The following is a 22,038-nucleotide window of genomic DNA, read 5'->3' on the forward strand; positions in this document are numbered from 1 at the left end:
CCTCGGGTCGTCCGGATGTATAGCCTAGGCAATGGCATGTGACATTGCACTAGCGGCGGCCGTGCGGGCGCCAAAGGGGTGGCCATGAAAGTCGTAGTCGTCGGCGCGGGCATCGTGGGCGCCGCCTGCGCGTTCCACGCCGTCGCGGCCGGCCTCGACGTCACGGTGCTCGACCGGGGCCCTGTCGGCGCGGGCACGACCAGTCGGGGCGAGGGCAACATCCTCCTCTCCGACAAGGAGCCGGGGCCCGAACTGGAACTGGCCCGGCTCAGCCGCGGACTGTGGGGCGAGGTCGCCGCGGAACTCGGCCCGGAGAGCGTCGAGTTCGAGACCAAGGGCGGCCTGGTCGTCGCGAGCACGCCCGAAGCCCTCACCGCCCTGCACGCGTTCGCCGCGCGCCAGGCGGAGTCCGGCGTCCGTACCGAACCCGTCGAGCGCCCCGGCGACCTCGAACCGCACATCGCACCCGGTCTGCCCGGCGGCGTCCACTATCCGCAGGACGCCCAGGTGCAGCCCGTTCTCGCCGCGGCCGGGCTGCTGCGCGCCGCCGTGCGCCGCGGAGCCCGTACGCACACCGGCGAGGCCGTCGCCGCCGTCACCGGAACCGGCGGGCGGATCACCGGAGTTCGCACGGCCGGCGGTTCGGTACTGGCCGCCGACGCCGTGGTCAACGCGGCCGGAACGTGGGGCGGCGAGGTCGGCCGCCGGCTCGGCGCACCCGTCGAGATCCTGCCGCGCCGGGGCTTCGTCCTCGTCACCGAGCCGCTGCCGCCGATGATCCGGCGCAAGGTCTACTCCGCCGACTACGTCGCCAACGTCGCCTCCAGCGACGCGGGCCTGGAGACCTCGTGCGTCGTCGAGGGCACCCGCGCCGGCACCATCCTGATCGGCGCCAGCCGGGAACGCGTCGGCTTCGACACCGCGATGAACCCGGCCGTGGTGACCGCGCTCGCGGCCCGGGCGTGCCGCCTCTTCCCGTTTCTGCGTGGCGTCCACCTGATCCGCGCCTACCGGGGCTTCCGGCCGTACTGCCCGGACCATCTGCCGGTGGTCGGACCGGACCCCCGCGTCCCCGGCGTCGTCCACGCGTGCGGCCACGAGGGCGCCGGTATCGGCCTGGCCCCCGCGACCGGCGCCCTGGTCACCGCCCAGCTGCTCGGCAAGCCCTGGCGCGGCGCCGATCCGGCCGCCCACACCGGCCTGCTGCCCGACCGATTCCTCACCACCGGAGGTGCGCCGAAGTGACCGAAGTGACCGCAGAGTCGGCAGAGATGGCGGAGACCGCGTTCACCGTGGACGGCGAGCCGCTGGCGTTCGTCCCCGGACAGACCCTGGCCGCCGCGCTCGTCGCCTCGGGCCGGGTCGCCTGGCGGACCACCCGGGGCGGGCAGCGGCCCCGGGGGATCTTCTGCGGGATCGGCGTCTGCTTCGACTGCCTGGTGACCGTCGACGGCAGGGGCGGACAGCGCGCCTGTCTGGTCCTGGCCCGTCCGGGCATGGCCGTCACGACCGGGGAGGACGGCGATGAGTGAGTCCGGCGACCTCCTGGTGACGGGTGAGCCCCATGACCTCGTGGTGGTGGGCGCGGGCCCGGCCGGTATGGCCGCCGCCGCCACCGCCCTGGACGGCGGACTGCGGGTCGTCCTCGTCGACGCGGGGGCCGCTCTCGGCGGCCAGTTCTGGCGCCACCCACCGCCCCTGGCGCAGGAGGCCGTGCCGACCGCGGACCTCCACCACGGCCTGGGCGTCTACCGGGAGTTGTGCGCCAGGCTGGCCGCCCACGAGCGCACCGGCCGGCTCGCGCTGCTGCTGAACCACCCGGTGTGGACCACGGCCCGTGAGGACGACGGATTCACCGTCCACGCGGTGGACCGGAGCCGGGCGCCGGAGGAGCGGACCGTCGTGCTGCGCGCCCCGGCCCTGCTGGTGGCGACCGGCGCCTACGACCGCCAACTCCCCTTTCCCGGCTGGGACCTGCCCGGTGTGCTCACCGCCGGAGGGCTTCAGGCGCTGCTCAAGGGCGGGGGAGCGGTGGCCGGCCGCCGGGTGGTCCTCGGCGGTACGGGCCCCTTCCTGCTGCCCGTCGCGGCGGCTCTCGCCGTCCGCGGGGCCGAGGTCGTCGCGGTGTGCGAGGCGGCGGCGCCCTCGGCCTGGCTGCGCCACCCCGCGGCCCTGCTCCGCAACCCCGCCAAGTGGGCCGAGGCCGCCCGGTACGCGGGCACCCTCGCCCGGCACCGGATCCCGGTCCGCACCCGTACCGCGATCATCGGCGCCGAAGCAGGAGCAGGAGCAGGAGCAGGAGGACAGGCCGGAGTCGGGGGAGCAGCGGAGGGCCGGGTCGCCTCCGTCCTCACCGCCGCCCTGGACGCCGACGGCAACCCGCTGCCGGGTACGGAGCGCCGGATCGCGGCCGACACCGTGGGCGTCGGCTGGGGCTTCGTACCCCAGGTGGACCTCCTGCTCCCGCTCGGCTGCGACCTCGCCGACGCGGGCGACGGCACCATGGCCGCCGCCGTCGACGACGGACAGCGCACCACGGTGCCCGGGCTCTACACGGCGGGGGAGACCTGCGGGGTGGGCGGGGCCGCGCTCGCGGTGAGCGAGGGCCGCGTCGCCGCCGTCTCGATTCTCACCGACCTCTCCGCGCCGGGCCTGCCGAACAGCAGGCGGCTCGCCGCGGAGCGCCGGACGGTGACCCGGCACCGCGCCTTCGCCCGGGCGATGGCCCGGGCCCACCCGCTGCCACCGGCCTGGCCCGCCTGGCTCACCGACGACACCCCGGTCTGCCGGTGCGAGGAGGTCACCGCGGGTGCGGTCCGGTCCGCCCGCGCCGATGACGCGGCGGCCGACCACCGGCAGGTCAAACAGCTGACCCGGGCCGGTATGGGCTGGTGCCAGGGCCGGATGTGCGGGCCCGCCGTGCACTGCCTCGTGGCCCGCGACCAGCCCTACGCCCCTGCCGAGCGGCTGATCGCGACCCCCGTCACCCTCGGTGCGCTCGCCGATGCCGACGCGTCCCCACCCGGTCCGCCCCTCGATCCCGCCCCCGACCTCGACCCCGCTCCCGCCTCCGATCCCACCTGAGGAGTTCCCATGGACCGCACCTCCCCCCGTCCCCGGACGCCCTGGCACGGCGTCATCGTCGCGACCGGCCTCCCCTTCGGCCAGGACCTCGCCGTCGACCACGGCGCCTACGGCGAGAACGTCGCCTGGCTCGCCGAACAGGGCCTGCACGGCGTCGCCCCGAACGGCTCGCTGGGCGAGTACCAGACCCTGACGTACGAGGAACGCGACCGCGTCGTGGAGACCGCCGTCGCCCACGCCCCCGAGGGCTTCACCGTGATGCCGGGCGTCGGGGCGTACGGCGCGATCGAGGCGCGGCGGCACGCGCTGTTCGCCAGGGACGCCGGCTGCCAGGCCGTCATGTGCCTGCCGCCCAACGCCTACCGGGCCGACGACCGCGCCGTCCTGGAGCACTACGCGATGGTGGCCTCCGCCGGACTTCCCGTCACCGCCTACAACAACCCCATCGACACCAAGGTCGACCTGCGCCCGGAGCTGCTGGCCAAACTGCACGCCGAGGGCTTCATCGTGGGCGTGAAGGAGTTCTCCGGAGACGTCCGCCGCTGCTACGCCATCAATGAACTCGCCCCCGGCCTCGACCTGATCATCGGCACCGACGACACCGTCCTGGAGGTCGCCGTCGCCGGCGCCAAGGGCTGGGTGGCCGGCTACCCCCAGGTCTTCCCGCGCGCCTGCCTCGACCTCTACAACGCCTCGCTGGCGGGCGATCTCGACACCGCGCTGCCGCTCTACCGCCGGCTCCACTCCGTACTGCGCTGGGACAGCAGGACCGAGTTCGTCCAGGCGATCAAGCTCGGCCAGGACATGATCGGCCGGACCGGCGGAGTCTGCCGCCCGCCCCGGCAGGCCCTGGACCCGGAGACCGAGGCCGTCGTCCGCTCCGCCACCCAGGCCCTCATCGACGCGGGGGTGAACTGACGTGCGCTCGAAGGTCTGTTACCACGCGGTCGACTCGCACACCGAGGGCATGCCGACCCGGGTGATCACCGGCGGGGTGGGCGTACTGCCGGGCACGACCATGGCCGAGCGGCGGCAGCGGTTCATGGCCGAACGGGACGGGCTGCGCACCCTGTTGATGTGCGAGCCGCGCGGGCACGCGTCCATGTCCGGCGCGATCCTCCAGCCTCCGACCCGGCCGGACGCCGACTTCGGCGTGCTGTTCATCGAGGTCTCCGGCTGCCTGCCCATGTGCGGCCACGGCACCATCGGCGTGGCGACGGTCCTGGTGGAGACGGGCATGGTCGAGGCGGTCGAACCGGAGACCCTGATCCGCCTCGACACACCCGCCGGTCTCGTCACCGCGCGGGTCGCCGTGCGCGACGGCCGCGCCGAGTCCGTCACCCTGGAGAACGTCGCCTCCTACAGCCACGCGCTGGACCAGGTGGTCGAGGTGGCGGGCTTCGGCGCGGTCCGTTACGACATGGCGTACGGCGGCAACTTCTACGCCGTCGTGCGCACCGACGACCTCGGTATCCCCTTCGACCGGTCGGAGAAGGGGCGGCTGCTCGACGCGGGCCTGGCCGTCATGGCGGCGATCAACGAACAGAACCCGGTGGTCCATCCGGAGAACCCGGCCATCGACGTCTGCCACCACGTCTATCTGGAGGCCCCCGGCTCGACCGCCGAGCACTCGCGGCACGCCATGGCGATCCACCCCGGATGGTTCGACCGCTCGCCCTGCGGTACGGGAACCAGCGCGCGGATGGCCCAACTGCACGCGCGGGGACTGCTGAAGGCCGGGCAGGACTTCGTCAACGAGTCCTTCATCGGCTCCCGCTTCACCGGCCGCATCCTGGGCGAAGGCACGGTCGGCGACCGGCCCGCCGTCCTGCCCTCGGTCACCGGCCGCGCCTGGATCACCGGAACCGCGCAGTATCTGCTCGACCCGACGGACCCCTACCCGACAGGTTTCACCGTATGAGCCTTCACCGTACGAGCGTTCACTCTTGCGCCGGACCGACCCTGACCGGCACCGCGTACGCCACCGGAACCGGCCGCTTCACCGTCGATCCCGACGACGCCCTCGTACCCGACGACGCCCTCGTACCCGACGACGCCCTCGTACCCGACGACACCCTCGTACCCGCCGGGTCCGGCCTGCGACGACGGTGTCGCTCGACGCGGCGGACGTGTCCGCGCTCGGTCCGGTGGCCGCCGTCGCCGCGGTCCGGGACGCTCTGGCCGGAGGGCTCGACCCGGACGGTGACGTACCGCGGGCGGTGGTGCCGCTGGCGCACGGTCAGGGGCTGCTCATGCCCTCCGAGCACGGCGGCTGGTACGGAGTGAAGGTCGCCACCGTCGCACCCGGCAACACCGCGCGCGGGCTGCGGCGGATCAACGCCACCTATCTGCTGCACGACAGCGCGACCCTGACACCGGTGGCCCTGCTGGACGGGGTGGCGCTGACGACCCTGCGCACCCCCGCCGTCTCGGTCGCGGTGGGCCTGGAGCGGCTGCGCGCGCTCGCGGCCGGGTGCGGGGGCGAGGGCCGGGGGTTGCGGCTGGTGGTGTTCGGCGCGGGCCCCCAGGGGGAGGGGCACGTCGCCACCGTACGGGCCCATGTGCCGGTGGCCGATGTCGCGGTCGTCACCCGGCGCGGAGGACCCGTTCCGGGCTGGGCGGACCGGCATCTGGCGGCGGACGACGGGGGAGTGGCGGACCTGGTGCGTTGGGCGGAGGCCGTCGTCACGGCGACGTCCGCGCGCAGGCCGGTGGTCGACGGGCGGCTGGTGCGCGACGACGCGGTGGTCCTGGCGGTCGGCTCGCACGAGCCGGACGTACGGGAGCTCGACAGCGTGCTGATGGGGCGTGCCACCGTTGTGGTGGAGAGCCGTGGGATCGCCCTCCGGGAGGCGGGCGACGTCGTCCTGGCGATCCGCGAGGGCACGCTCGCCCCGGACGGCCTGGTCACCCCGGCGGACCTGTCCGGGGCACGGGCCGACCGCCCGCTGGTCGTGAAGACCTGCGGGGCGGGTTGGCAGGACCTGGTGGTCGCGGTCGCGGCCTACCGGCGGAAGACGGGGACGGTGGGGAGGCGCGGCTGAGGTGCGCGCCGGTGTCTCGGCCTCAACGCGCGCCGCGCGCGGCGGACTTCGACGTCGGCGCGCGCCACGACGTAGGGGCCCCGCTTCAACGCCCGCCGCCCCCACCGGGCTTCCGCGTCGGCGCACGCCACCGCATCGGGCCTCCGCCTCAACACGGCCCGCCCCCACCGGACTTCCGCGTCAGCGCGCGCCGAGCCTGCGGGTCGGGGCGGCGCGTTCGGCCTCCCGCTTCCGGGCCGCCCACAGGGTCCGCACATGCGCGAGATGGCCGCGCATGTGCTCCTCGGCCGCCTCCGCGTCCCCCGCGATCATGATGTCCAGGAGCGCCGTGTGCTCCCGCGCCGAACTCACCAGCGACCCTTCCTCGGACAGGTCGGTGAGCCCGTAGAGCCGGGAGCGCTTGCGCAGGTCGGCCACGGTCTCGACGAGGCGGGCGTTCCCGGCGAGGGCGAGCAGTTCGAGATGGAAGCGGCGGTCGGACTCCAGATAGGCGATCAGGTCGCCGCCCTGCGCGGCCGTCACGATCTCCTCGGCCACCGGGCGCAGCGCCTCCAACTGCTCGCGGGAGGCGGTGCGGGTCACGCGGCCGATGGTGGGGATCTCGATGAGCGCACGGATCTCGGTGTACTCGTCCAGGTCGCGCTCGGAGAGTTCGGTGACCCGGAAGCCCTTGTTGCGCACCGCCTCGACCAGACCCTCGCGGGCCAGGTCGAGCATGGCCTCGCGGACGGGCGTCGCCGAGACGCCGTACTCGGCGGCGAGGGTGGGCGCGGAGTAGATCACGCCGGGCTGAAGCTCACCCGCTATCAGCGCGGCCCGCAGTGCGTTGGCCACCTGGTCGCGCAGATGCTCCTGCACCGAGATGAGTTTGCGGGACTTCAGCTCACTCATGCGTTCCCCTTCACGATTTGTCACCGCACCATACAATGTCACGTTGCGCGGCGAGGCGGCACCCTCCGGAGGGTGGTCGAGGGGCACGGGGACCGGTGCGCGGTCCGGGTTCGAGGGGACACGTTTCGGTAACGGGGCGACGTACATCTTGGCTGTGCAATTTCACATTACTATGTTACGGGTCACACGCTATGGACGCGGGCGGCCGCTCGGCCGCCCGGATCGCCGCCGAGCCCTCCGGCCCGGCCCACCTCACCCTTTCTCCGGCACCTCCCGGCCCGGTCAGGCCCGTTCCGCTCCGCCGCGTCCCCCTTCCCGTACGAGGAGTGCACCCATGTCCCGTCGCACCCGCACGCTGTCCGCGACCCTGAGCGCCTCGCTCGCCCTGGCCCTGCTGGGCGCCTGCTCTGCACAGGGAGGTGACGACCGCGGCCCGGACGAGCGGCAGCCCGGGGTGGCGACCGGCACCGTCATCGGCGGCACCCCGAAGCGCGGCGGCACCCTGACCGTGCTGTCCAATCAGGACTTCGCCCACCTGGACCCGGCCCGCAACTGGGTCATGCCGACCATGGACTTCGGCACCCGGCTGATCTACCGCACCCTGACCACCTTCCGGGCCGCGCCCGGGAAGCGGGGCAGCGAGATCGTCCCCGACCTCGCGACCGACCTCGGCAGATCCTCCGACGGCGGCCGCACCTGGACCTTCACCCTGAAGCCGGGACTCGTCTACGAGGACGGCACCCCGGTCCGCGCCCGCGACATCAAGTACAACGTCGAGCGCTCCTTCGCCCCGGACCTCGCGGGCGGCCCCGACTACGCCCAGCGCTATCTGGCCGGCACCGAGGGGTACGCCGGTCCGCTGGACGGCGAGCACCTCGACTCGGTCCGTACCCCCGACGACCGGACCATCGTCTTCTCGCTGCGCAGGCCCGTCGCCGAGTTCTCCTACACGGTCACGCTGCCGACCTTCTCTCCCGTGCCCGAGTCCCGGGAGAAGGGTGTCCAGTACGACCTGCGGCCCTTCTCCTCCGGGCCGTACCGCATCGAGAGCTACGCACGCGGCAAGAAGCTGGTGCTGGTCCGCAACCCCCACTGGGACGCGGCGACCGACCCCGTGCGCAAGGCGTACCCCGACCGCATCGTGGTGATCCAGGGGCTCAAGGGCGGCCAGATCGACGACCGGATCATCGAGAGTGCGGGCGCCGACGCCTCCGCGGTCGAGTGGTCCGACCTCCAGCCCTCCAGCGTCGCCAAGGTGCTGCCGAAGCCCGCGATCCGGCAGCGGCTCTCCGCCGAGCGCACCGGCTGCACCGACATGCTCGCGCTGAACACCTCCCGGGCGCCCTTCGACGACCCGATGCTCCGTCAGGCGATGCAGTACGCCGTGGACAAGGAGGCCCAGGTGACCGCCAACGGCGGACCGGCCCTCAACGACGTCGCCACCGGCTATCTGCCCCCGTCGCTGACGGGCGGCCGGCCCGCCGAACCGGTCCACGACGGACCGGCCACCGGCGATGTGGAGAAGGCCGAGAAGCTGCTCGCCGAGGCGGGCAGGGCCGACGGGTTCGACACGACGATCACCGTGTCCACCGGCGACAGGACCCGCGCCGAGGCGCTCCAGCAGAGCCTGGCCCGGGTGGGCATACGGCTGCGCATCGAGACCGTCGACCCCTCGGTCTACTACGACACCATCGGCGACACCGCGGGCGCCCCCGACATGGCCATCAGCGGCTGGTGCCCGGACTACCCGTCCGCCGCCACCTTCCTGCCGTTCGTCTTCGACGGCCGCACCATCAAGCCCAAGGGCAACCAGGGCAACGTCTCCCAGTTCCGCGACAAGGCCGTGGAGCGGCGCATGGACGAGATCGCCGCGATGCCCGACGCGACCGCCGCCAACACCGCGTGGACCGCGCTCGACCAGGAGATCCAGCGCTCCTCCCCGGCCGTTCCGCTGCTCTGGGAGCGCAAGCCGCTGCTGGTGGGCGACAACATCGCCGGGGCCTTCGGACACCCGTCCTGGACCGGCCAGTTCGACTTCGCGGTGATCGGGCTGAAGGACCCGTCCCGGAGCAGGGGCTGAAGAGACCGGAGACACCGAAGGAACGAGGACGCATCGCCATGACTCCCGTCACCCAGCAGACCGCCGGACCGCCCACGGGACCGGGCGCCGGGCCGCCCGTGAACCCGGCCGCCGACGGACCCGGCTCCCCGGCCCCGCCCGCCGCTCCCTGGCGGGCCACCTGGCGCCGCCTGTGGGGCGACCGGGGCAGCCGGACCGCCCTGATCGCCGCCGCCCTGCTCGTCCTGGTCGCCCTCACCGCGCCCCTGCTCAGCCGGCTGGGCGGCTGGACGCCCACCGCCTTCGACGCCGACGCCATCGACCCTTACCTCGGCGGCCTGCCCCGCGGAACCCTCGGCGGCATCAGCGCCGAACACTGGCTCGGCGTCGAACCGGTAACCGGCCGCGACCTGTTCGCCCGCGTCGTCCACGGCGCCCAGGTCTCCCTGCTGATCGCCTTCGCCGCCACCGCGATCGTCGTCGTCACCGGCACCGCCGCCGGTATCGCGGCCGGCTACTTCGGCGGCCGGGTCGACACCGTACTGAGCCGGCTGATGGACCTCACCATGTCCTTCCCCTCGCTCATCTTCATGATCGCGATGATGTCGGTGGCCCAGGACGTCAACCGGGTCCTGCTGATGACCGTCGTCATCGGCGTCTTCGGCTGGCCCGGCATCGCCCGCGTGGTGCGCGCCGAAGCCCTCTCGCTGCGCCACCGCGAGTACGTCGAGGCCGCGCGCGCCTGCGGCAGCGGGCCCTGGCGCATCCTCACCCGGCAGGTGCTGCCCAACATCTCCGGGCCCGTCATCGCGTACACCACCCTGCTGATCCCCGGAATGATCAGCACCGAGGCGGCGCTCAGCTTCCTCGGGGTGGGCGTGCGCCCGCCCACCCCCTCCTGGGGCCAGATGATCGCCGAGGCCGTCGCGTACTACGAGACGGACCCCCTGTACTTCATCGTCCCCAGCGTCTTCCTCTTCGTCGCCGTCCTCGCCTTCACCGTCCTCGGCGACGCGCTGCGCGACATCCTCGACCCCCAGGGAGGACGCCCGTGACCGCCTACCTGGTCCGCAGGATCCTCGGCGTGACCGGCGTCCTGCTCGCCATCTGCGCCGTCACCTTCGTCATCTTCTACCTGCTGCCCGCCGACCCGGCCGCGGCGGCCTGCGGCAAGACGTGCAGCCCCGAACGCCTGGCGGAAGTACGCCACTTCATGGGCCTCGACCAGCCGGTGTGGCGGCAGTTCGGCGACTACCTCGTCGGGATCTTCGCCGGCCGCGAGCTGGGCAGCGGCCCCCACGCGATCCAGTGCGGCTTCCCCTGCCTCGGCTACTCCTACGAGAACGCCCTGCCGGTGTGGGACCTGCTGATGGACCGGCTGCCCGTCTCGGTGTCGCTGGCCTTCGGCGCGGCCTGCCTGTGGCTGGTGCTCGGGCTGACCGCCGGGGTGACCGCCGCCCTGCGCAAGGGCGGCCTCCTCGACCGCACCCTGATGGTCGGCGCGGTGGCCACCGCTTCGCTGCCCGTCTACTTCACCGCGATGATGCTGCTCTACGGCCTGGTCCGGCTGACCGGGCTGCTGCCCTACCCCGCCTACGTCCCGCTCACCGACGACCCCCTGGCCTGGGCGTCCAACCTGCTGCTGCCCTGGATCGCGCTGGCCCTGCTCTACGCCGCGATGTACGCCCGGCAGAGCCGCAGTTCGATGATCGAGACCATGGCGCAGCCCTACATCCGGACCGCCCGCGCCAAGGGCCTGCCCGCCCGGACCGTCGTGGTCAAACACGGACTGCGCTCCGCGATGATGCCGGTGCTCACGCTCTTCGGCATGGACCTCGGCGCCCTGCTCGCCGGAGCGGTCATCACGGAGTCCATCTTCGGCATCCCCGGCGTCGGCCGCCTCTTCTACGACGCCCTGCAACGCTCCGACCAGCCCGTCGTGCTCGGCGTGACCCTGCTCGCGGCCTTCTTCATCGTGGCGGCCAACGTCGTCATCGACCTCCTGTACGCCGTCGTCGACCCGAGGGTGAGGAACTGACGTGCCGTCCACCACCGAACCGGACCGACTCCTCGAACCGGACCGGCCCCTGCTGCGCGTCCACGACCTGCGGGTCGCCTTCGACACCCCCGCCGGCACCGTCCAGGCGGTCGACGGGGTCTCCTTCACCGTGGAGGCTGGCCGCACCCTGGGTCTGGTCGGCGAATCCGGCTCCGGCAAGTCGGTCACCTCTCTCGCCGTGATGGGCCTGCACCGCCGGGCCCGGGTGAGCGGATCGGTCACCCTCGCCGGACAGGAACTCCTCGGCCTGACCGACCGCCGGTTCGGCCGGCTGCGCGGACGCCGGATGGCCATGGTCTTCCAGGACCCGCTGTCCGCACTGCACCCCGCGTACACGGTCGGCGAACAGATCGCGGAGGCCCACCGCCACCACTTCGGCAGCGGCCGGCGCGTCGCCCGCAGACGGGCCGTGGAGATGCTCGGCGAGGTCGGCATCCCCGAACCGGCCCGCCGGGCGGGGGAGTACGCGCACCAGTTCTCCGGCGGCATGCGCCAGCGCGCCATGATCGCCATGGCCCTGGCCTGCGAACCCGAACTGCTCGTCGCCGACGAACCGACCACCGCACTCGACGTCACCGTCCAGGCGCAGATCCTCGAACTCATCGCCCGGCTCCAGCAGGAACGCGGACTGGGCGTGCTGATGATCACCCACGACCTGGGCGTGGTGGCCCGCGTCGCCCACGAGGTGCTCGTGATGTACGGCGGGCGCGGCGCCGAACAGGCCCCGGTGGACGACCTGTTCCACAGCCCGGCCCACCCCTACACCCGGGGCCTCCTGGACTCGCTGCCCCGCCTGGACGACCCGGACGACGCCCCGCTGCGCGCCATCCCCGGCTCCCCGCTGTCCCCCGCCGCACCACGGGCCGGCTGCCCCTTCGCGCCGCGCTGCCCCCGGGCGGCCGCCGCCACCGCCCCGGAGCGGGCCCGCTGCGCCGGGGAGAGCCCGCACCCCCGGGACGTGCCCGGCGGCGGCCGGCTGGTCTCCTGCCATCTACCCCTGCCGCCCACCCCGGCCACCCCGCACGCCGGTCCGGCCGGTGGGGTGCCCGTACCGGCCGAGGAGGCCCGATGAAACCCACGTACATCAACTCTCCGCTCTCGCGGGCCCGTTCGGTCGAGGGCATCGGGGCGGCGGCACCCCTGCTGTCCGTACGCGGTCTGGTGAAGGCGTTCCCCGGCCGCCGCGTCCTGGGGCGCGCCGCAGCACCGGTCCGCGCGGTGGACGGTGTCGATCTGGAGCTCGCGGCGGGGGAGACGCTCGGGCTGGTCGGAGAGTCCGGCTGCGGCAAGTCCACCACCGGCCGGATGCTGGTCCGGCTGCTGGAACCCACCGCGGGGACCGTCGAGTTCGAGGGCCGCGACATCACCCATCTCTCCCCGCGCGAACTGCGGCCCGTCCGGCGGCGCCTCCAGATCATCTTCCAGGATCCGCACGCCTCCCTGAACCCGCGGCAGACCGTCGCCCGCATCATCGCCGAACCCCTGCTGGTGCAGGGCGCCACGGTCGGGGCGGCCCGGGACCGGGCCGCCGAACTGCTCGATCTGGTGGGGCTGGGCTCCGAACACCTGGACCGGCATCCGTACCGGTTCTCCGGTGGTCAGGCCCAGCGCATCGGCATCGCCCGGGCGCTGGCGACCGGACCCCGTCTGATCGTCGCCGACGAGCCGGTCTCCGCGCTCGATGTGTCCGTCCAGGCCCAGGTCGTCAATCTGATGGAGCGTCTGGGCGAGGAGCTGGGCCTGTCGTTCCTCTTCATCGCCCACGACCTGTCCGTCGTCAAGCGGGTGTGTGACCGGGTGGCGGTGATGTATCTGGGCCGCATCGTCGAGATCGGCGACAAGCACGAGCTGTACGACAGCCCCGCGCACCCCTACACCCGCGCGCTGCTCTCGGCGGTCCCGCTGCCCGACCCGGCGGCGGAGCGCCGCCGCGAGCGGATCCTGCTGCTCGGCGACCCGCCGAGCCCGGCCGCGCCGCCCAGTGGCTGCGGCTTCCATCCGCGCTGCCCCAAGGCGCAGGCCGTCTGCCGTACCGAGCGGCCGCTGCTCCGGGTCGTCGGCTCCGGCGCGCGCACGGCCGCCTGCCACTTCCCCGAAACGGACTGAGCGGCACCCGGCGGGCCGGGGCGCCCGGCCCGCCGGTGCCGCGTTCACCGGGAAGCCGCATCGGATTCGGTCCTACGCCTTCCCCGTGAAGTGTGACCTGTGCAATGGTACATGGCACAGGGCGTGGGCATGTCAACTCCGGACCCGGCCCCATCCCGTCCGGCCGACAGCACGGCGCAACACCCCCCCCCGGCCCACGCCCCGGACATCCCATCGGTCACGCAGGTGCGTGCCTCCGATCCCTCATGGGAGGAAACAACGTGAGAACCACACTCGTCCGCCGAGGTGTGGGTGCCGTTCTGCCCCTGGCTCTCGCCGGGGCGATGAGCGTCGCGCTGCTCGCGCAGCCGGCCCAGGCGCAGCCGAACTCCCCTTCGGCCGCCACGGCATCGAACGCGTCGCAGCCGTCCCGCCCCGCCGGGACGGCCGACCCCGCGCCGCAGGCGCAGCAGTCCCCCGCCCCGGACACCGGTCACCAGCTCAAGGACCGGCTGAAGGCGTCGCAGCTTCCCCCGCTGAGCGCCGACAAGTCCGCCCTCAAGGAGGCCTACGGCCACCACGACGCCCCGCGGAAGCGGGACGCGGTCAAGAAGCCATCGGCGAAGGCGGCCGCCGCGTGCGACCCGGCCGACTTCACCGGCCGCACCGGAAGCGAACTGGTCCGGCAGATCAAGGGTTCCACCATCGACTGCGTCAACACCCTGTTCGGCCTGACCGGCAGCAACGCCCAACTGGCCTTCCGCGAGACCCAGATGGTCACCGTGGCCTACGCGCTGCGCGACAACGCCGCCTACTACCCGGGCGACGCGAGCACCGGCACCCCGCAGCTCGTCCTCTACCTCCGCGCCGGGTACTACGTGCAGTGGTACAACCCGGACGTCGTCGGACCGTACGGCAGCGCCCTGACGACCGCCATCCGCTCGGGCCTCGACACCTTCTTCGCGAGCCCCCGCTCGCACGATGTCACCGACGAGAACGGCGAGACGCTCTCCGAGGCGGTCATCCTGATCGACAGCGCCCAGGAGAACGCCCGCTACCTCCACGTCGTCAAGCGGATGCTGGCCGACTACGACTCCTCCTGGAACGCCTACGCGCGGATGCTCGCCGCGGTCAACAACGTGTACACGGTGACCTTCCGGGGCCATCAGGTGCCCGCGTTCGTCAGCGCCGTCGAGGCGGACCCCGGCCTCATCGACGCGCTGTACCGCTTCGCCGCCGACCACCTCGCCCTGCTGGGCGGCGACCAGGCGTATCTGACCTCCAACGCCGGACGCGAGCTGGGCCGCTTCCTCCAGCACGAGAGCCTGCGCGGCAAGGCCCGCCCGCCGGCCACCGCCCTGCTCCAGCAGACCTCCATCACCGGCCCCACCGCCCCGCTCTGGGTGGGCATCGCGGAGATGGCCGACTACTACGACAAGGCGAACTGCTCCGACTACGGGGTCTGCGACCTCCAGGAACGCCTCAAGCGCGAGGTCCTGCCGGTCCGTCACACCTGTAGCCCGAGCATCCGCATCCTCGCCCAGCAGATGACGTCCGCCGAGCTGGCCGCCAGCTGCACCAGCCTCATCGAGCAGGACGCCTACTTCCACCGGATCGCCAAGGACGACGGCCCGGTCGCCGACGACAACAACACCTCCATCGAGGTGATCGCCTACGACTCCAGCGCCGACTACCAGACGTACGCCGGCGCGATGTACGGCATCGACACCAACAACGGCGGCATGTACCTGGAGGGCGACCCCTCCGTCGTCGGCAACCAGCCCCGCTTCATCGCCTACGAGGCCGAGTGGCTGCGGCCGGACTTCCACATCTGGAACCTCAACCACGAGTACACCCACTACCTCGACGGCCGGTTCACCATGTACGGCGACTTCGCCGAGGGCATGAGCACCCCGACCGTCTGGTGGGTGGAGGGCTTCGCGGAGTACATCTCCTACCACCACCGGGGCGAGCCCTACACCGCGGCGATGACCGAGGCGGGCAAGGGCACCTACGCCCTGAGCACCCTGTTCGGCACCGACTACAGTCACGACACGACCCGGGTGTACCGCTGGGGCTACCTCGCCGTGCGCTACATGCTGGAGCAGCACCGCGCCGACATGGACACGGTGCTCGGCCACTACCGCGCCGGGGAGTGGGCCGCCGCCCGGACCCACCTCACCGGCACCGTCGGCACCCGCTACGACAGCGACTTCCGCACCTGGCTGGCGGGCTGCGCGGCCGGTGACTGCGGCGACGGCTCCACCGCCCCCGTCTCCGAGTGCACCGACCCCGACACCCGCGTCCTGGGCGAGAACTGCCGCCGCAGCGGCCTCTCCGCCACCACCGGCAACTACGCCTACCACTACCTGTACATACCGGCCGGCACCGCACAGCTGAAGATCACCGTCAGCGGCGGCACCGGCGACGCCGACCTCTACTACAGCGGCACCGGCTGGGCCACCACCACCGCGTACACCAGCCGCGACACCGGCCCCGGCAACACCCACACCCTGACCGTCACCAACCCGCCCGCGGGCGCCAACTACATCAGCCTGCACGCCGCGAGCACCTTCGGCGGGGCCACCCTGACCACCGCCCACTGATCCGCCCGCCGCACCCTCCGGCCGGGGCCGGACGCCACGCGCGTCCGGCCCCGGGCCCACTGTCAGTGCCTCCCCCTACAGTCGAAGACATCGCTCGGGGAACGCGCCGGGGGAGTCGGGGAACACCGGAGAAGGGGCCACAGCCATGTCCGCCAACAGGATCCAGCACAAGGTGAATCACGTCGCTCTGGTCGTGGACGCCTCCGGTTCGATGTACCAGCACCAGGGTCAGCTGATCCGCGTCGTGGACGAGTTCGTCGCGGGGCTGAAGGCCGAGTCGGACAGCCTCGGCCACGAGACCCGGATCAGCCTCTACTCCTTCGACCACCGGGTGGAGAACCTGGTCTGGGACATGGACGTGAAGCATCTTCCGTCGATGCGCGGGCTGTACAAGGTCAACAACGGCGCCACCGCCCTGATCGAGGCCTCGCTGAAGTCCCTGGACGACCTGGGGCACATCTGGGAGGAGTACGGCGAGCACAGCTTCCTCCAGATCGTCGTGACGGACGGCGAGGAGAACGCCTCCGGCGGCGACCGGCGGCACGACGGCGACATGCGCATCCTCGGCCCGTGGCTCGACCGGATCACCGCGAAGATGAACGGACTCCCGGGGCACTGGACCTCCGCGATCCTCGTCCCCAACTCCCTGGCGAAGCGCACCGCCCAGAACTACGGCTTCCCGGCCGGCAACATCGCCATCTGGGACGCGGACTCCCAGAAGGGCGTCGAGGACGCGATCGGCACGGTGCGCGCCGCCGCCACCAGCTTCCTCCGGGGCCGCGAGCAGGGCGTGCGCGGTACGAAAAACCTGTTCGCCGTCGGCCAGGACATATCCGTTGACGATGTGCGGGCCACCCTCGAACCGGTCGCGGCCGACAAGTACCGCCTGCTGAAGGTCGACAAGGAGACGGAGATCCGCGCCTTCGTCGACTCGCACCCGGGCGTCACGTACGAACGCGGCTCCTGCTACTACCAGTTGGGCTCCCGCGTTCAGGTGCAGCCCGACAAGGAGGTCATCGTGGTCGAGAAGGACACCGACCGCGCCTACACGGGCGAGGCCGCGCGCAACCTCCTGTTCGGCGCCGGAGTCCGCGGGACCGTCTCGGTGAAGGCCGGAAACAACCCCAAGCTGGAGGTCTATGTGCAGAGCCGCTCGGTGAACAGGAAGCTCAAGGCCGACACGCGCCTGCTCATCATGCTCTGACCCCGGGGCCCGTTCAGCCCGAGGTCGCCGGAGCCGAGGAGTCCATGGCCACCGAGACGGCCAGCAGACCCAGGGCGGTGCCCATCAGATAGCGCTGGGCGCGGAGCCAGGAGGGGCGGCGGGCGAGGAAGACGGCGATGGCTCCGGCCGCCAGGACGATGCACAGGTTGACGGTGAGAGCCACCGCGATCTGGACGGAGCCCAGCAGAAAGCCCTGGAGGAGGACGTTTCCCGCCTCCAGGCTGATGAACTGCGGGATGAGGGAGAGATACATGATGGCGATCTTGGGGTTGAGCAGATTCGTCATCAGGCCCATCGTGAACAGCCTCCGCGAGGAGTCGTGCGGCAGGTCCTTGGGCGCGAACACGGAGATGCCGCCGGGCCGCAGGGCGGACCAGGCGAGGTAGGCCAGATAGCCGGCGCCGGCCAGCTTCACCGCCACGTACAGCTCGGGCACCGCGAGGAAGACCACCGACAGACCGAGATTGGTGGCCAGCAGATAGACCAGGAAGCCCACCGCCACCCCGCCGAGCGACACCACGCCCGCACGACGGCCCTGGGTGATGCTCCGGGAGACGAGGTAGATCATGTTCGGGCCCGGGGTGAGCACCATGCCCAGTGCCACGAGCGCGACACCCAGCACCCCGCTCAGTTCAACCATGCGTGTCCGCCGCTCTGTTCACCCGGAGCCGGACAGCCCGGCACTCTGTGCGCCGACCACACTGCTCGGTGCAATCTGAGTCTAGGTTCGCCTTTCTGGTCGGTTCAATAGGGGACATTGCACTCGGTGCAATGCTGTGCTTCGATACCGTTCCACGCACCAGGGGAGGGGGCCCGTGAAGGACTTCCGGTCCGTCGCCGACCTCGTGGCGGCGGAGATCGCGGCAGGCCGGCTCAGGGCCGGGGAACGCCTGCCTCCACAGCGGGAGTTCGCCCGGCGGTACGCCATCGCCAACTCCACCGCCGTCCGCGTCTACCAGGAGCTCGCCCGGCGTGGTCTCACCGTCGGCCAGGTCGGGCGCGGCACCTTCGTCACGGACGCGCCCGGTGCGCCCGCTCCCGCACCCGCCCTGTCCGAGCCCGCCGCCAGCCGGGTCGACCTGGAGCTCAACCACCCCGTCGTGCCCGAACAGGCCGGGCTGCTCGCCGCCGGCCTGGAGAAGCTGGTGCGCTCCGACCACCTGGAGTCGGTGCTCCGCCCGGTCGGGCCGGACGGCACGGCCGCCGCCCGCGAAGCCGCCGCCGACGTTCTCGCGCGGGGTGGCGGGCGGCCCGATCCGGAACGCATCCTGTTCGCCGGCAACGGCCGCCAGGCCATCTCCGCCGCCGTCGCCGCACTGACCCGGCCCGGCGCCCGGCTGGGTGTCGAGGAGTTCACCTACCCGGTGCTGAAGGCCATCGCCGCCCGGCTCGGCGTCACCCTCGTGCCCCTCGCGATGGACGAGGACGGGCTGATCCCGGAAGCGGTGGAGGACGCGCACCGCGCGGATCCGCTGCACGCCGTCTACGTACAGCCGGTCCTGCACAACCCGCTGTCGGTCACCATGCCCGGGCGGCGGCTCGACCGACTGGCCGATGTCCTGCTGACCGCGGGGATCCACGCGATCGAGGACGCCGTCTGGGCCTTCCTCCGGGACGACCTGCCGCCCCTCGCATCGCGGGCCCCCGAGCACACGGTCCTCGTCGACAGCCTCTCCAAACGCCTGTCGCCGGGGCTGTCCCTCGGCTTCGCCGTGGCCCCCGCCGCGTCGGCGGGCCGGGTCGCGGGGGCCCTGCGCTCCGGAGGGTGGACGCCCATGCGCTTCCCCCTGGAGGCGATGGTGCGGTGGCAGGCGGACGGCACCGTCGACGCGCTCGTACGGGCCAAACAGCGCGAAGTCCGGGCGCGGCAGGAGATCGCTGACCGCCACCTCGGCGACTTCCGCACCCGGAGCGACCCGGTCTCCTGCTACCGCTGGTGGGAGCTGCCCGGCCCCTGGCGCGCCGACACCTTCGTCGCCGCCGCCGCGCGGCACGGCATCGCGGTGACCCCGGCCGCCGCGTTCGCCGCCGGCCGCCCCCGTGGCCCGCACGCGATCCGCCTCGGCCTGGCCTCTCCCACCCGGGAGGTGCTCTCCCGGGCCCTCGCTACCCTCGCCGACCTGGCCCGCTCGACGCCGGACGACCTGGCGGGGGACTGAGGCCCCCGCGCGGCCGGGTCAGACCGCCGCGCCGGTCATCCGTCGCAGTCCCGTGTACTGGAGCGCGGTGTAGACCGTCACGATCAGCGCGCCGATCATCAGGAACACCGTCCCGAACCCGTTGAGCGGCATGAAGTCCGCGAAGGCCATCACCACACACCCGACCGCGCACAGGGCGTTCACCGCGACGACCGTCCTGGCCAGGGCGGGCGGGATCACCGGATAGCCCGCGATCAGGGCGAGGCAGGCCGCCCCGCCGATCTGGAAGACGCCGAACGCCACGGCGAAGGCCACCGGCATCCCGGTCGCGGAGCCGAGCGGTGCGGCGGCCGCGATCAGGACGACGCCCATCACGGCGGTGCTCACGCCGTCGACGCGCAGCACCAGACGGAGAAACCGGGCGGTGTCCCGTGCGGGAACCGTCGCCGCGGACGGGGAAAGGGTGTACGTCATCTCGGACCTCCTCGGGTGGGTGGGGCGATGACACCGTGCCACGCCGCAGGTCCCGGACTCCATGACCTCCGAGGTCATGGACGGGTGGCCGCGGGCCCCGGATACGGTGAGGTCATGGAGACCGAAGAGCCGCCCCGCGTAGGCCTGTTGCTCCGCGCGTGGCGCCGCCGCCGCAAGCTCAGCCAGCTCGACCTGGCCCTGATGGCGGATACCTCCACCCGGCACCTCTCCTGCGTGGAGACGGGCCGCGCCCGGCCGAGCCGGGAGATGGTCCTCCGGCTCGCCGAACACCTCGACGTCCCGCTGCGCGACCGCAACGGCCTGCTGCTGGCGGCCGGTTACGCCCCCGCCTACCGGGAGTCGCCGCTCGACAGCGAGCGGATGACCATGGTCCGCTCCGCCGTCAGGGCGATGCTGGCCGGCCATGAACCGTATCCGGCCGCCGCGATCGACCGGATCTGGGACATCGTCGACCACAACGACGCGATGTCCCTCCTGCTCGCCACCGTGCCGCCGCACCTGACGGAGTCGGGCGCCAATGTGATGCGGCTGATCCTCCACCCGGAGGGGCTCGCCTCGCAGTGTCTGAACTTCGCCCAGGTGCGCGCCCACGCCCTCGGCCGGCTGCGGCACCAGGTCGACACCACCGGCCACGGCGATCTGCGGGAGCTGTACGAGGAGGTGTCCGCCTACCCGGCCCCGCCGGACCTCGCCGTCGACCCCGGCCCGGTGGACCCGACGGGCTTCGTCGTCCCGCTGCGCATCCGTACGCCGCTCGGCGACATGGCGTTCTTCAGCACGATCGCCACCTTCGGAGCCCCCGCCGACGTGACCCTCTCGGAGCTCGCGGTGGAGTCGTTCTTCCCGATGGACGAGCAGACGGACACCCTGCTGCGCACCTTGGCGGCGATGAACGAGCCGGGCGACGTGGGTGAGTTGAGCGAGTCGAGCGGCGAGGGCCGGTGACGACGCGCGCCCCCGGCCGGTCGCGGTCCTGAGCCGACGAAGGTCAGCGGCGGCCCGGTCCTGAGGTGGATCCCGGATTTCCGTGCGGGTGGGCCCGGTAGTCCCGCCCGTTGCTCCGCATCTGCTGCGCCCGCAGCCGGGCCTCCTGCTCGATCAGCAACCCGTCCGCGTTCTCGGTGGGCCCGCGGCGGCCGCGCCGCACCAGAATCACCGCACAGCACGCGGCTACTCCGCCCAGCACCGCCAGTAACGCGACCAACGTCCCCATGAAGTCCCGCTCTCCCCCTGCTCCGGCCTGCCCGATGGTGGCGATTCTCCTGGCTCCGACCCGCTCCCCGCAAGATCGGTGTCGGTTGACTTCATACCCCTGGGGGGTATCCTTCGAGGTGTGTGGTCGCGACCCGGCGGCCTTGACGAGGGAGTGGGTCATGCAAACCGGTCTCAAGATCTCGGCCTTCGCCGTGGGGCTCGCGGCGGCCTTCGGCTCGGCGTACGCGGTGGGCGACGCCCTCGATCCCGCCGTCGCCCCGAAGGAGACGGCCCGGAACGACGGCCACGGAGCGAAGGACCACCCGGCGGCCGAGGAGAGCGCGGCGGAGGAGGGCGCGGGGAAGGGCTCGGAGCTGCCCGGCGGTCTCCAGGTCTCCGACGGAGGCTTCACCCTCGACCTCGGCACCGAGCGCGTCGAGGCGGGCGAGCCGGCCGAGCTGCGCTTCGCTGTCGTGGACGAGGGCACCTCGCGCAACGTGACCGCGTTCAGCCGCGAGCACGGCAAGGAGCTGCATCTGATCGTGGCGTCGAACGACCTCACCACCTACCGGCACCTGCATCCCGTACGGGCCGCCGACGGCACCTGGTCCGCCCCCGTCGAGCTGCCCGAGGCCGGTGGCTACCGGGTCTTCGCCGACTTCACCCCGGACGTGAAGAACGCCGAGGGCATCACCCTGGGCGCGGACCTCGCCGTATCGGGCGACGCACGCCCCGAGCCGCTGCCGCGCGAGCAGCGGACCGTGACCGTCGACGGGTACGAGGTGACGCTCGACGGGGCGCTGCGTCCCGGGTCGGGCAGCGAGCTGAAGCTGGCGGTCGAGAAGGACGGCAGGCCGGTCACCGACCTCCAGCCCTACCTCGGCGCGTACGGCCACCTCGTCGCCCTGCGCGCCGGGGACCTGGCGTACCTCCACGTCCACCCGAACGGCGAACCGGGCGACGGCCGGACGAAGCCCGGGCCGGAGGTCTCCTTCACCGCGACGGCTCCGAGCAAGGGGGCCTACCGCCTCTTCCTCGACTTCCGGCACGAGGGGAAGGTCCGTACGGCCGCCTTCACCGTGCACGCGGGAGGCGCGGCGCCCGAGAAGTCCGCCCCGGAGCACGGCGAATCCGCCGGTCACGGGCACTGAGCGGACC

20 protein-coding genes are annotated in these 22,038 nt (G+C 72.6%); 16 read left to right on the forward strand and 4 right to left on the reverse strand.

The window, feature by feature from the left end:
- Positions 1-84: 84 nt before the first annotated feature.
- From KV381_RS28935 to KV381_RS28960, 6 genes are all read left to right on the forward strand, one after another.
- On the forward strand, positions 85-1,245 hold the full coding sequence (locus tag KV381_RS28935; RefSeq protein WP_218786688.1) for an FAD-binding oxidoreductase: 1,161 nt from the start codon (positions 85-87) through the stop codon (positions 1,243-1,245).
- Positions 1,246-1,271: 26 nt separating this feature from the next.
- Positions 1,272-1,532 carry a (2Fe-2S)-binding protein gene (locus KV381_RS28940; RefSeq protein ID WP_218787317.1) on the forward strand — a complete coding sequence of 87 codons (261 nt, stop codon included), beginning with the start codon at positions 1,272-1,274 and terminating at the stop codon, positions 1,530-1,532.
- Positions 1,525-3,084 (forward strand): NAD(P)/FAD-dependent oxidoreductase, encoded by a 1,560-nt coding sequence (locus KV381_RS28945; RefSeq protein ID WP_218786689.1) that lies wholly within the window; start codon positions 1,525-1,527, stop codon positions 3,082-3,084. Before KV381_RS28940 ends, KV381_RS28945 begins: the two co-directional genes overlap by 8 nt.
- Positions 3,085-3,093: 9 nt before the next feature.
- Positions 3,094-4,002, forward strand: a complete 909-nt coding sequence (locus tag KV381_RS28950) for a dihydrodipicolinate synthase family protein (RefSeq protein WP_030079942.1) — start codon at positions 3,094-3,096, stop codon at positions 4,000-4,002.
- Position 4,003: 1 nt separating this feature from the next.
- Positions 4,004-5,005, forward strand: coding sequence for a proline racemase family protein (locus KV381_RS28955; protein WP_218786690.1), 1,002 nt, complete (start codon positions 4,004-4,006; stop codon positions 5,003-5,005).
- 187 nt (positions 5,006-5,192) lie between these two features.
- A complete protein-coding gene (locus KV381_RS28960; protein ID WP_218786691.1) occupies positions 5,193-6,128 on the forward strand; it encodes an ornithine cyclodeaminase family protein in 936 nt (311 codons plus the stop codon).
- Positions 6,129-6,308: 180 nt separating this feature from the next.
- Here KV381_RS28960 and KV381_RS28965 read toward each other — a convergent pair whose 3' ends face one another.
- Entirely contained in the window at positions 6,309-7,019 is a 711-nt protein-coding gene (locus tag KV381_RS28965) for a GntR family transcriptional regulator (RefSeq protein WP_030079936.1), read from the reverse strand.
- A 334-nt stretch (positions 7,020-7,353) separates the two neighbouring features.
- On the opposite strand from KV381_RS28965, the gene KV381_RS28970 reads away from it, so the two are divergent.
- The 7 genes from KV381_RS28970 to KV381_RS29000 all read left to right on the forward strand — a co-directional run bounded on the left by KV381_RS28970 (position 7,354) and on the right by KV381_RS29000 (position 17,032).
- A complete protein-coding gene (locus tag KV381_RS28970; RefSeq protein ID WP_218786692.1) occupies positions 7,354-9,099 on the forward strand; it encodes an ABC transporter substrate-binding protein in 1,746 nt (581 codons plus the stop codon).
- Positions 9,100-9,137: 38 nt separating this feature from the next.
- Positions 9,138-10,133: an ABC transporter permease gene (locus KV381_RS28975; RefSeq protein ID WP_256995166.1), complete on the forward strand. Its 996-nt coding sequence runs from the start codon at positions 9,138-9,140 to the stop codon at positions 10,131-10,133.
- Entirely contained in the window at positions 10,130-11,116 is a 987-nt protein-coding gene (locus tag KV381_RS28980; protein WP_030079930.1) for an ABC transporter permease, read from the forward strand. Before KV381_RS28975 ends, KV381_RS28980 begins: the two co-directional genes overlap by 4 nt.
- Before the next feature lies 1 nt (position 11,117).
- On the forward strand, positions 11,118-12,209 hold the full coding sequence (locus tag KV381_RS28985; RefSeq protein ID WP_218786693.1) for an ABC transporter ATP-binding protein: 1,092 nt from the start codon (positions 11,118-11,120) through the stop codon (positions 12,207-12,209).
- On the forward strand, positions 12,206-13,243 hold the full coding sequence (locus KV381_RS28990; RefSeq protein WP_256995167.1) for an ABC transporter ATP-binding protein: 1,038 nt from the start codon (positions 12,206-12,208) through the stop codon (positions 13,241-13,243). Before KV381_RS28985 ends, KV381_RS28990 begins: the two co-directional genes overlap by 4 nt.
- A 245-nt stretch (positions 13,244-13,488) precedes the next feature.
- Complete coding sequence (locus KV381_RS28995; protein ID WP_373461126.1) at positions 13,489-15,828, forward strand: M9 family metallopeptidase; 2,340 nt, start codon at positions 13,489-13,491, stop codon at positions 15,826-15,828.
- Positions 15,829-15,973: 145 nt separating this feature from the next.
- A complete protein-coding gene (locus tag KV381_RS29000; protein WP_030079922.1) occupies positions 15,974-17,032 on the forward strand; it encodes a VWA domain-containing protein in 1,059 nt (352 codons plus the stop codon).
- Between the two features lie 13 nt (positions 17,033-17,045).
- On the opposite strand, the gene KV381_RS29005 is transcribed toward KV381_RS29000, so the two are convergent.
- Positions 17,046-17,693, reverse strand: coding sequence for a LysE family translocator (locus tag KV381_RS29005; RefSeq protein ID WP_030631565.1), 648 nt, complete (start codon positions 17,691-17,693; stop codon positions 17,046-17,048).
- 175 nt (positions 17,694-17,868) lie between these two features.
- Between KV381_RS29005 and KV381_RS29010 the strand changes: the two genes are divergently transcribed.
- Positions 17,869-19,212 (forward strand): PLP-dependent aminotransferase family protein, encoded by a 1,344-nt coding sequence (locus KV381_RS29010; RefSeq protein ID WP_218786694.1) that lies wholly within the window; start codon positions 17,869-17,871, stop codon positions 19,210-19,212.
- A gap of 18 nt (positions 19,213-19,230) precedes the next feature.
- Here the strand turns inward: KV381_RS29010 and KV381_RS29015 are convergent, their stop codons facing one another.
- Complete coding sequence (locus tag KV381_RS29015; protein WP_030079916.1) at positions 19,231-19,665, reverse strand: hypothetical protein; 435 nt, start codon at positions 19,663-19,665, stop codon at positions 19,231-19,233.
- A 114-nt stretch (positions 19,666-19,779) separates the two neighbouring features.
- Here KV381_RS29015 and KV381_RS29020 point away from each other — a divergent pair, with 114 nt between their 5' ends.
- Positions 19,780-20,631 (forward strand): helix-turn-helix transcriptional regulator, encoded by an 852-nt coding sequence (locus KV381_RS29020; RefSeq protein WP_218786695.1) that lies wholly within the window; start codon positions 19,780-19,782, stop codon positions 20,629-20,631.
- 43 nt (positions 20,632-20,674) lie between these two features.
- Here the strand turns inward: KV381_RS29020 and KV381_RS29025 are convergent, their stop codons facing one another.
- Positions 20,675-20,899, reverse strand: coding sequence for a hypothetical protein (locus KV381_RS29025; protein ID WP_030079912.1), 225 nt, complete (start codon positions 20,897-20,899; stop codon positions 20,675-20,677).
- 160 nt (positions 20,900-21,059) lie between these two features.
- On the opposite strand from KV381_RS29025, the gene KV381_RS29030 reads away from it, so the two are divergent.
- Complete coding sequence (locus tag KV381_RS29030; protein WP_218786696.1) at positions 21,060-22,031, forward strand: hypothetical protein; 972 nt, start codon at positions 21,060-21,062, stop codon at positions 22,029-22,031.
- Positions 22,032-22,038: the final 7 nt, after the last annotated feature.

This window comes from Streptomyces sp. WY228, from assembly GCF_019287315.1.
Lineage (GTDB): Bacteria > Actinomycetota > Actinomycetes > Streptomycetales > Streptomycetaceae > Streptomyces > Streptomyces caviscabies.

Bases quoted from the DNA above. Each gene is read 5' to 3' on its own strand.
- KV381_RS28935 (WP_218786688.1), top strand. From the start codon at position 85: ATGAAAGTCGTAGTCGTCGGCGCGGGCATCGTGGGCGCCGCCTGCGCG.
- KV381_RS28940 (WP_218787317.1), top strand. From the start codon at position 1,272: ATGGCGGAGACCGCGTTCACCGTGGACGGCGAGCCGCTGGCGTTCGTC.
- KV381_RS28945 (WP_218786689.1), top strand. From the start codon at position 1,525: ATGAGTGAGTCCGGCGACCTCCTGGTGACGGGTGAGCCCCATGACCTC.
- KV381_RS28950 (WP_030079942.1), top strand. From the start codon at position 3,094: ATGGACCGCACCTCCCCCCGTCCCCGGACGCCCTGGCACGGCGTCATC.
- KV381_RS28965 (WP_030079936.1), bottom strand. From the start codon at position 7,019: ATGAGTGAGCTGAAGTCCCGCAAACTCATCTCGGTGCAGGAGCATCTG.
- KV381_RS28970 (WP_218786692.1), top strand. From the start codon at position 7,354: ATGTCCCGTCGCACCCGCACGCTGTCCGCGACCCTGAGCGCCTCGCTC.
- KV381_RS28975 (WP_256995166.1), top strand. From the start codon at position 9,138: ATGACTCCCGTCACCCAGCAGACCGCCGGACCGCCCACGGGACCGGGC.
- KV381_RS28990 (WP_256995167.1), top strand. From the start codon at position 12,206: ATGAAACCCACGTACATCAACTCTCCGCTCTCGCGGGCCCGTTCGGTC.
- KV381_RS28995 (WP_373461126.1), top strand. From the start codon at position 13,489: ATGGGAGGAAACAACGTGAGAACCACACTCGTCCGCCGAGGTGTGGGT.
- KV381_RS29000 (WP_030079922.1), top strand. From the start codon at position 15,974: ATGTCCGCCAACAGGATCCAGCACAAGGTGAATCACGTCGCTCTGGTC.
- KV381_RS29005 (WP_030631565.1), bottom strand. From the start codon at position 17,693: ATGGTTGAACTGAGCGGGGTGCTGGGTGTCGCGCTCGTGGCACTGGGC.
- KV381_RS29015 (WP_030079916.1), bottom strand. From the start codon at position 19,665: ATGACGTACACCCTTTCCCCGTCCGCGGCGACGGTTCCCGCACGGGAC.
- KV381_RS29020 (WP_218786695.1), top strand. From the start codon at position 19,780: ATGGAGACCGAAGAGCCGCCCCGCGTAGGCCTGTTGCTCCGCGCGTGG.
- KV381_RS29025 (WP_030079912.1), bottom strand. From the start codon at position 20,899: ATGGGGACGTTGGTCGCGTTACTGGCGGTGCTGGGCGGAGTAGCCGCG.
- KV381_RS29030 (WP_218786696.1), top strand. From the start codon at position 21,060: ATGCAAACCGGTCTCAAGATCTCGGCCTTCGCCGTGGGGCTCGCGGCG.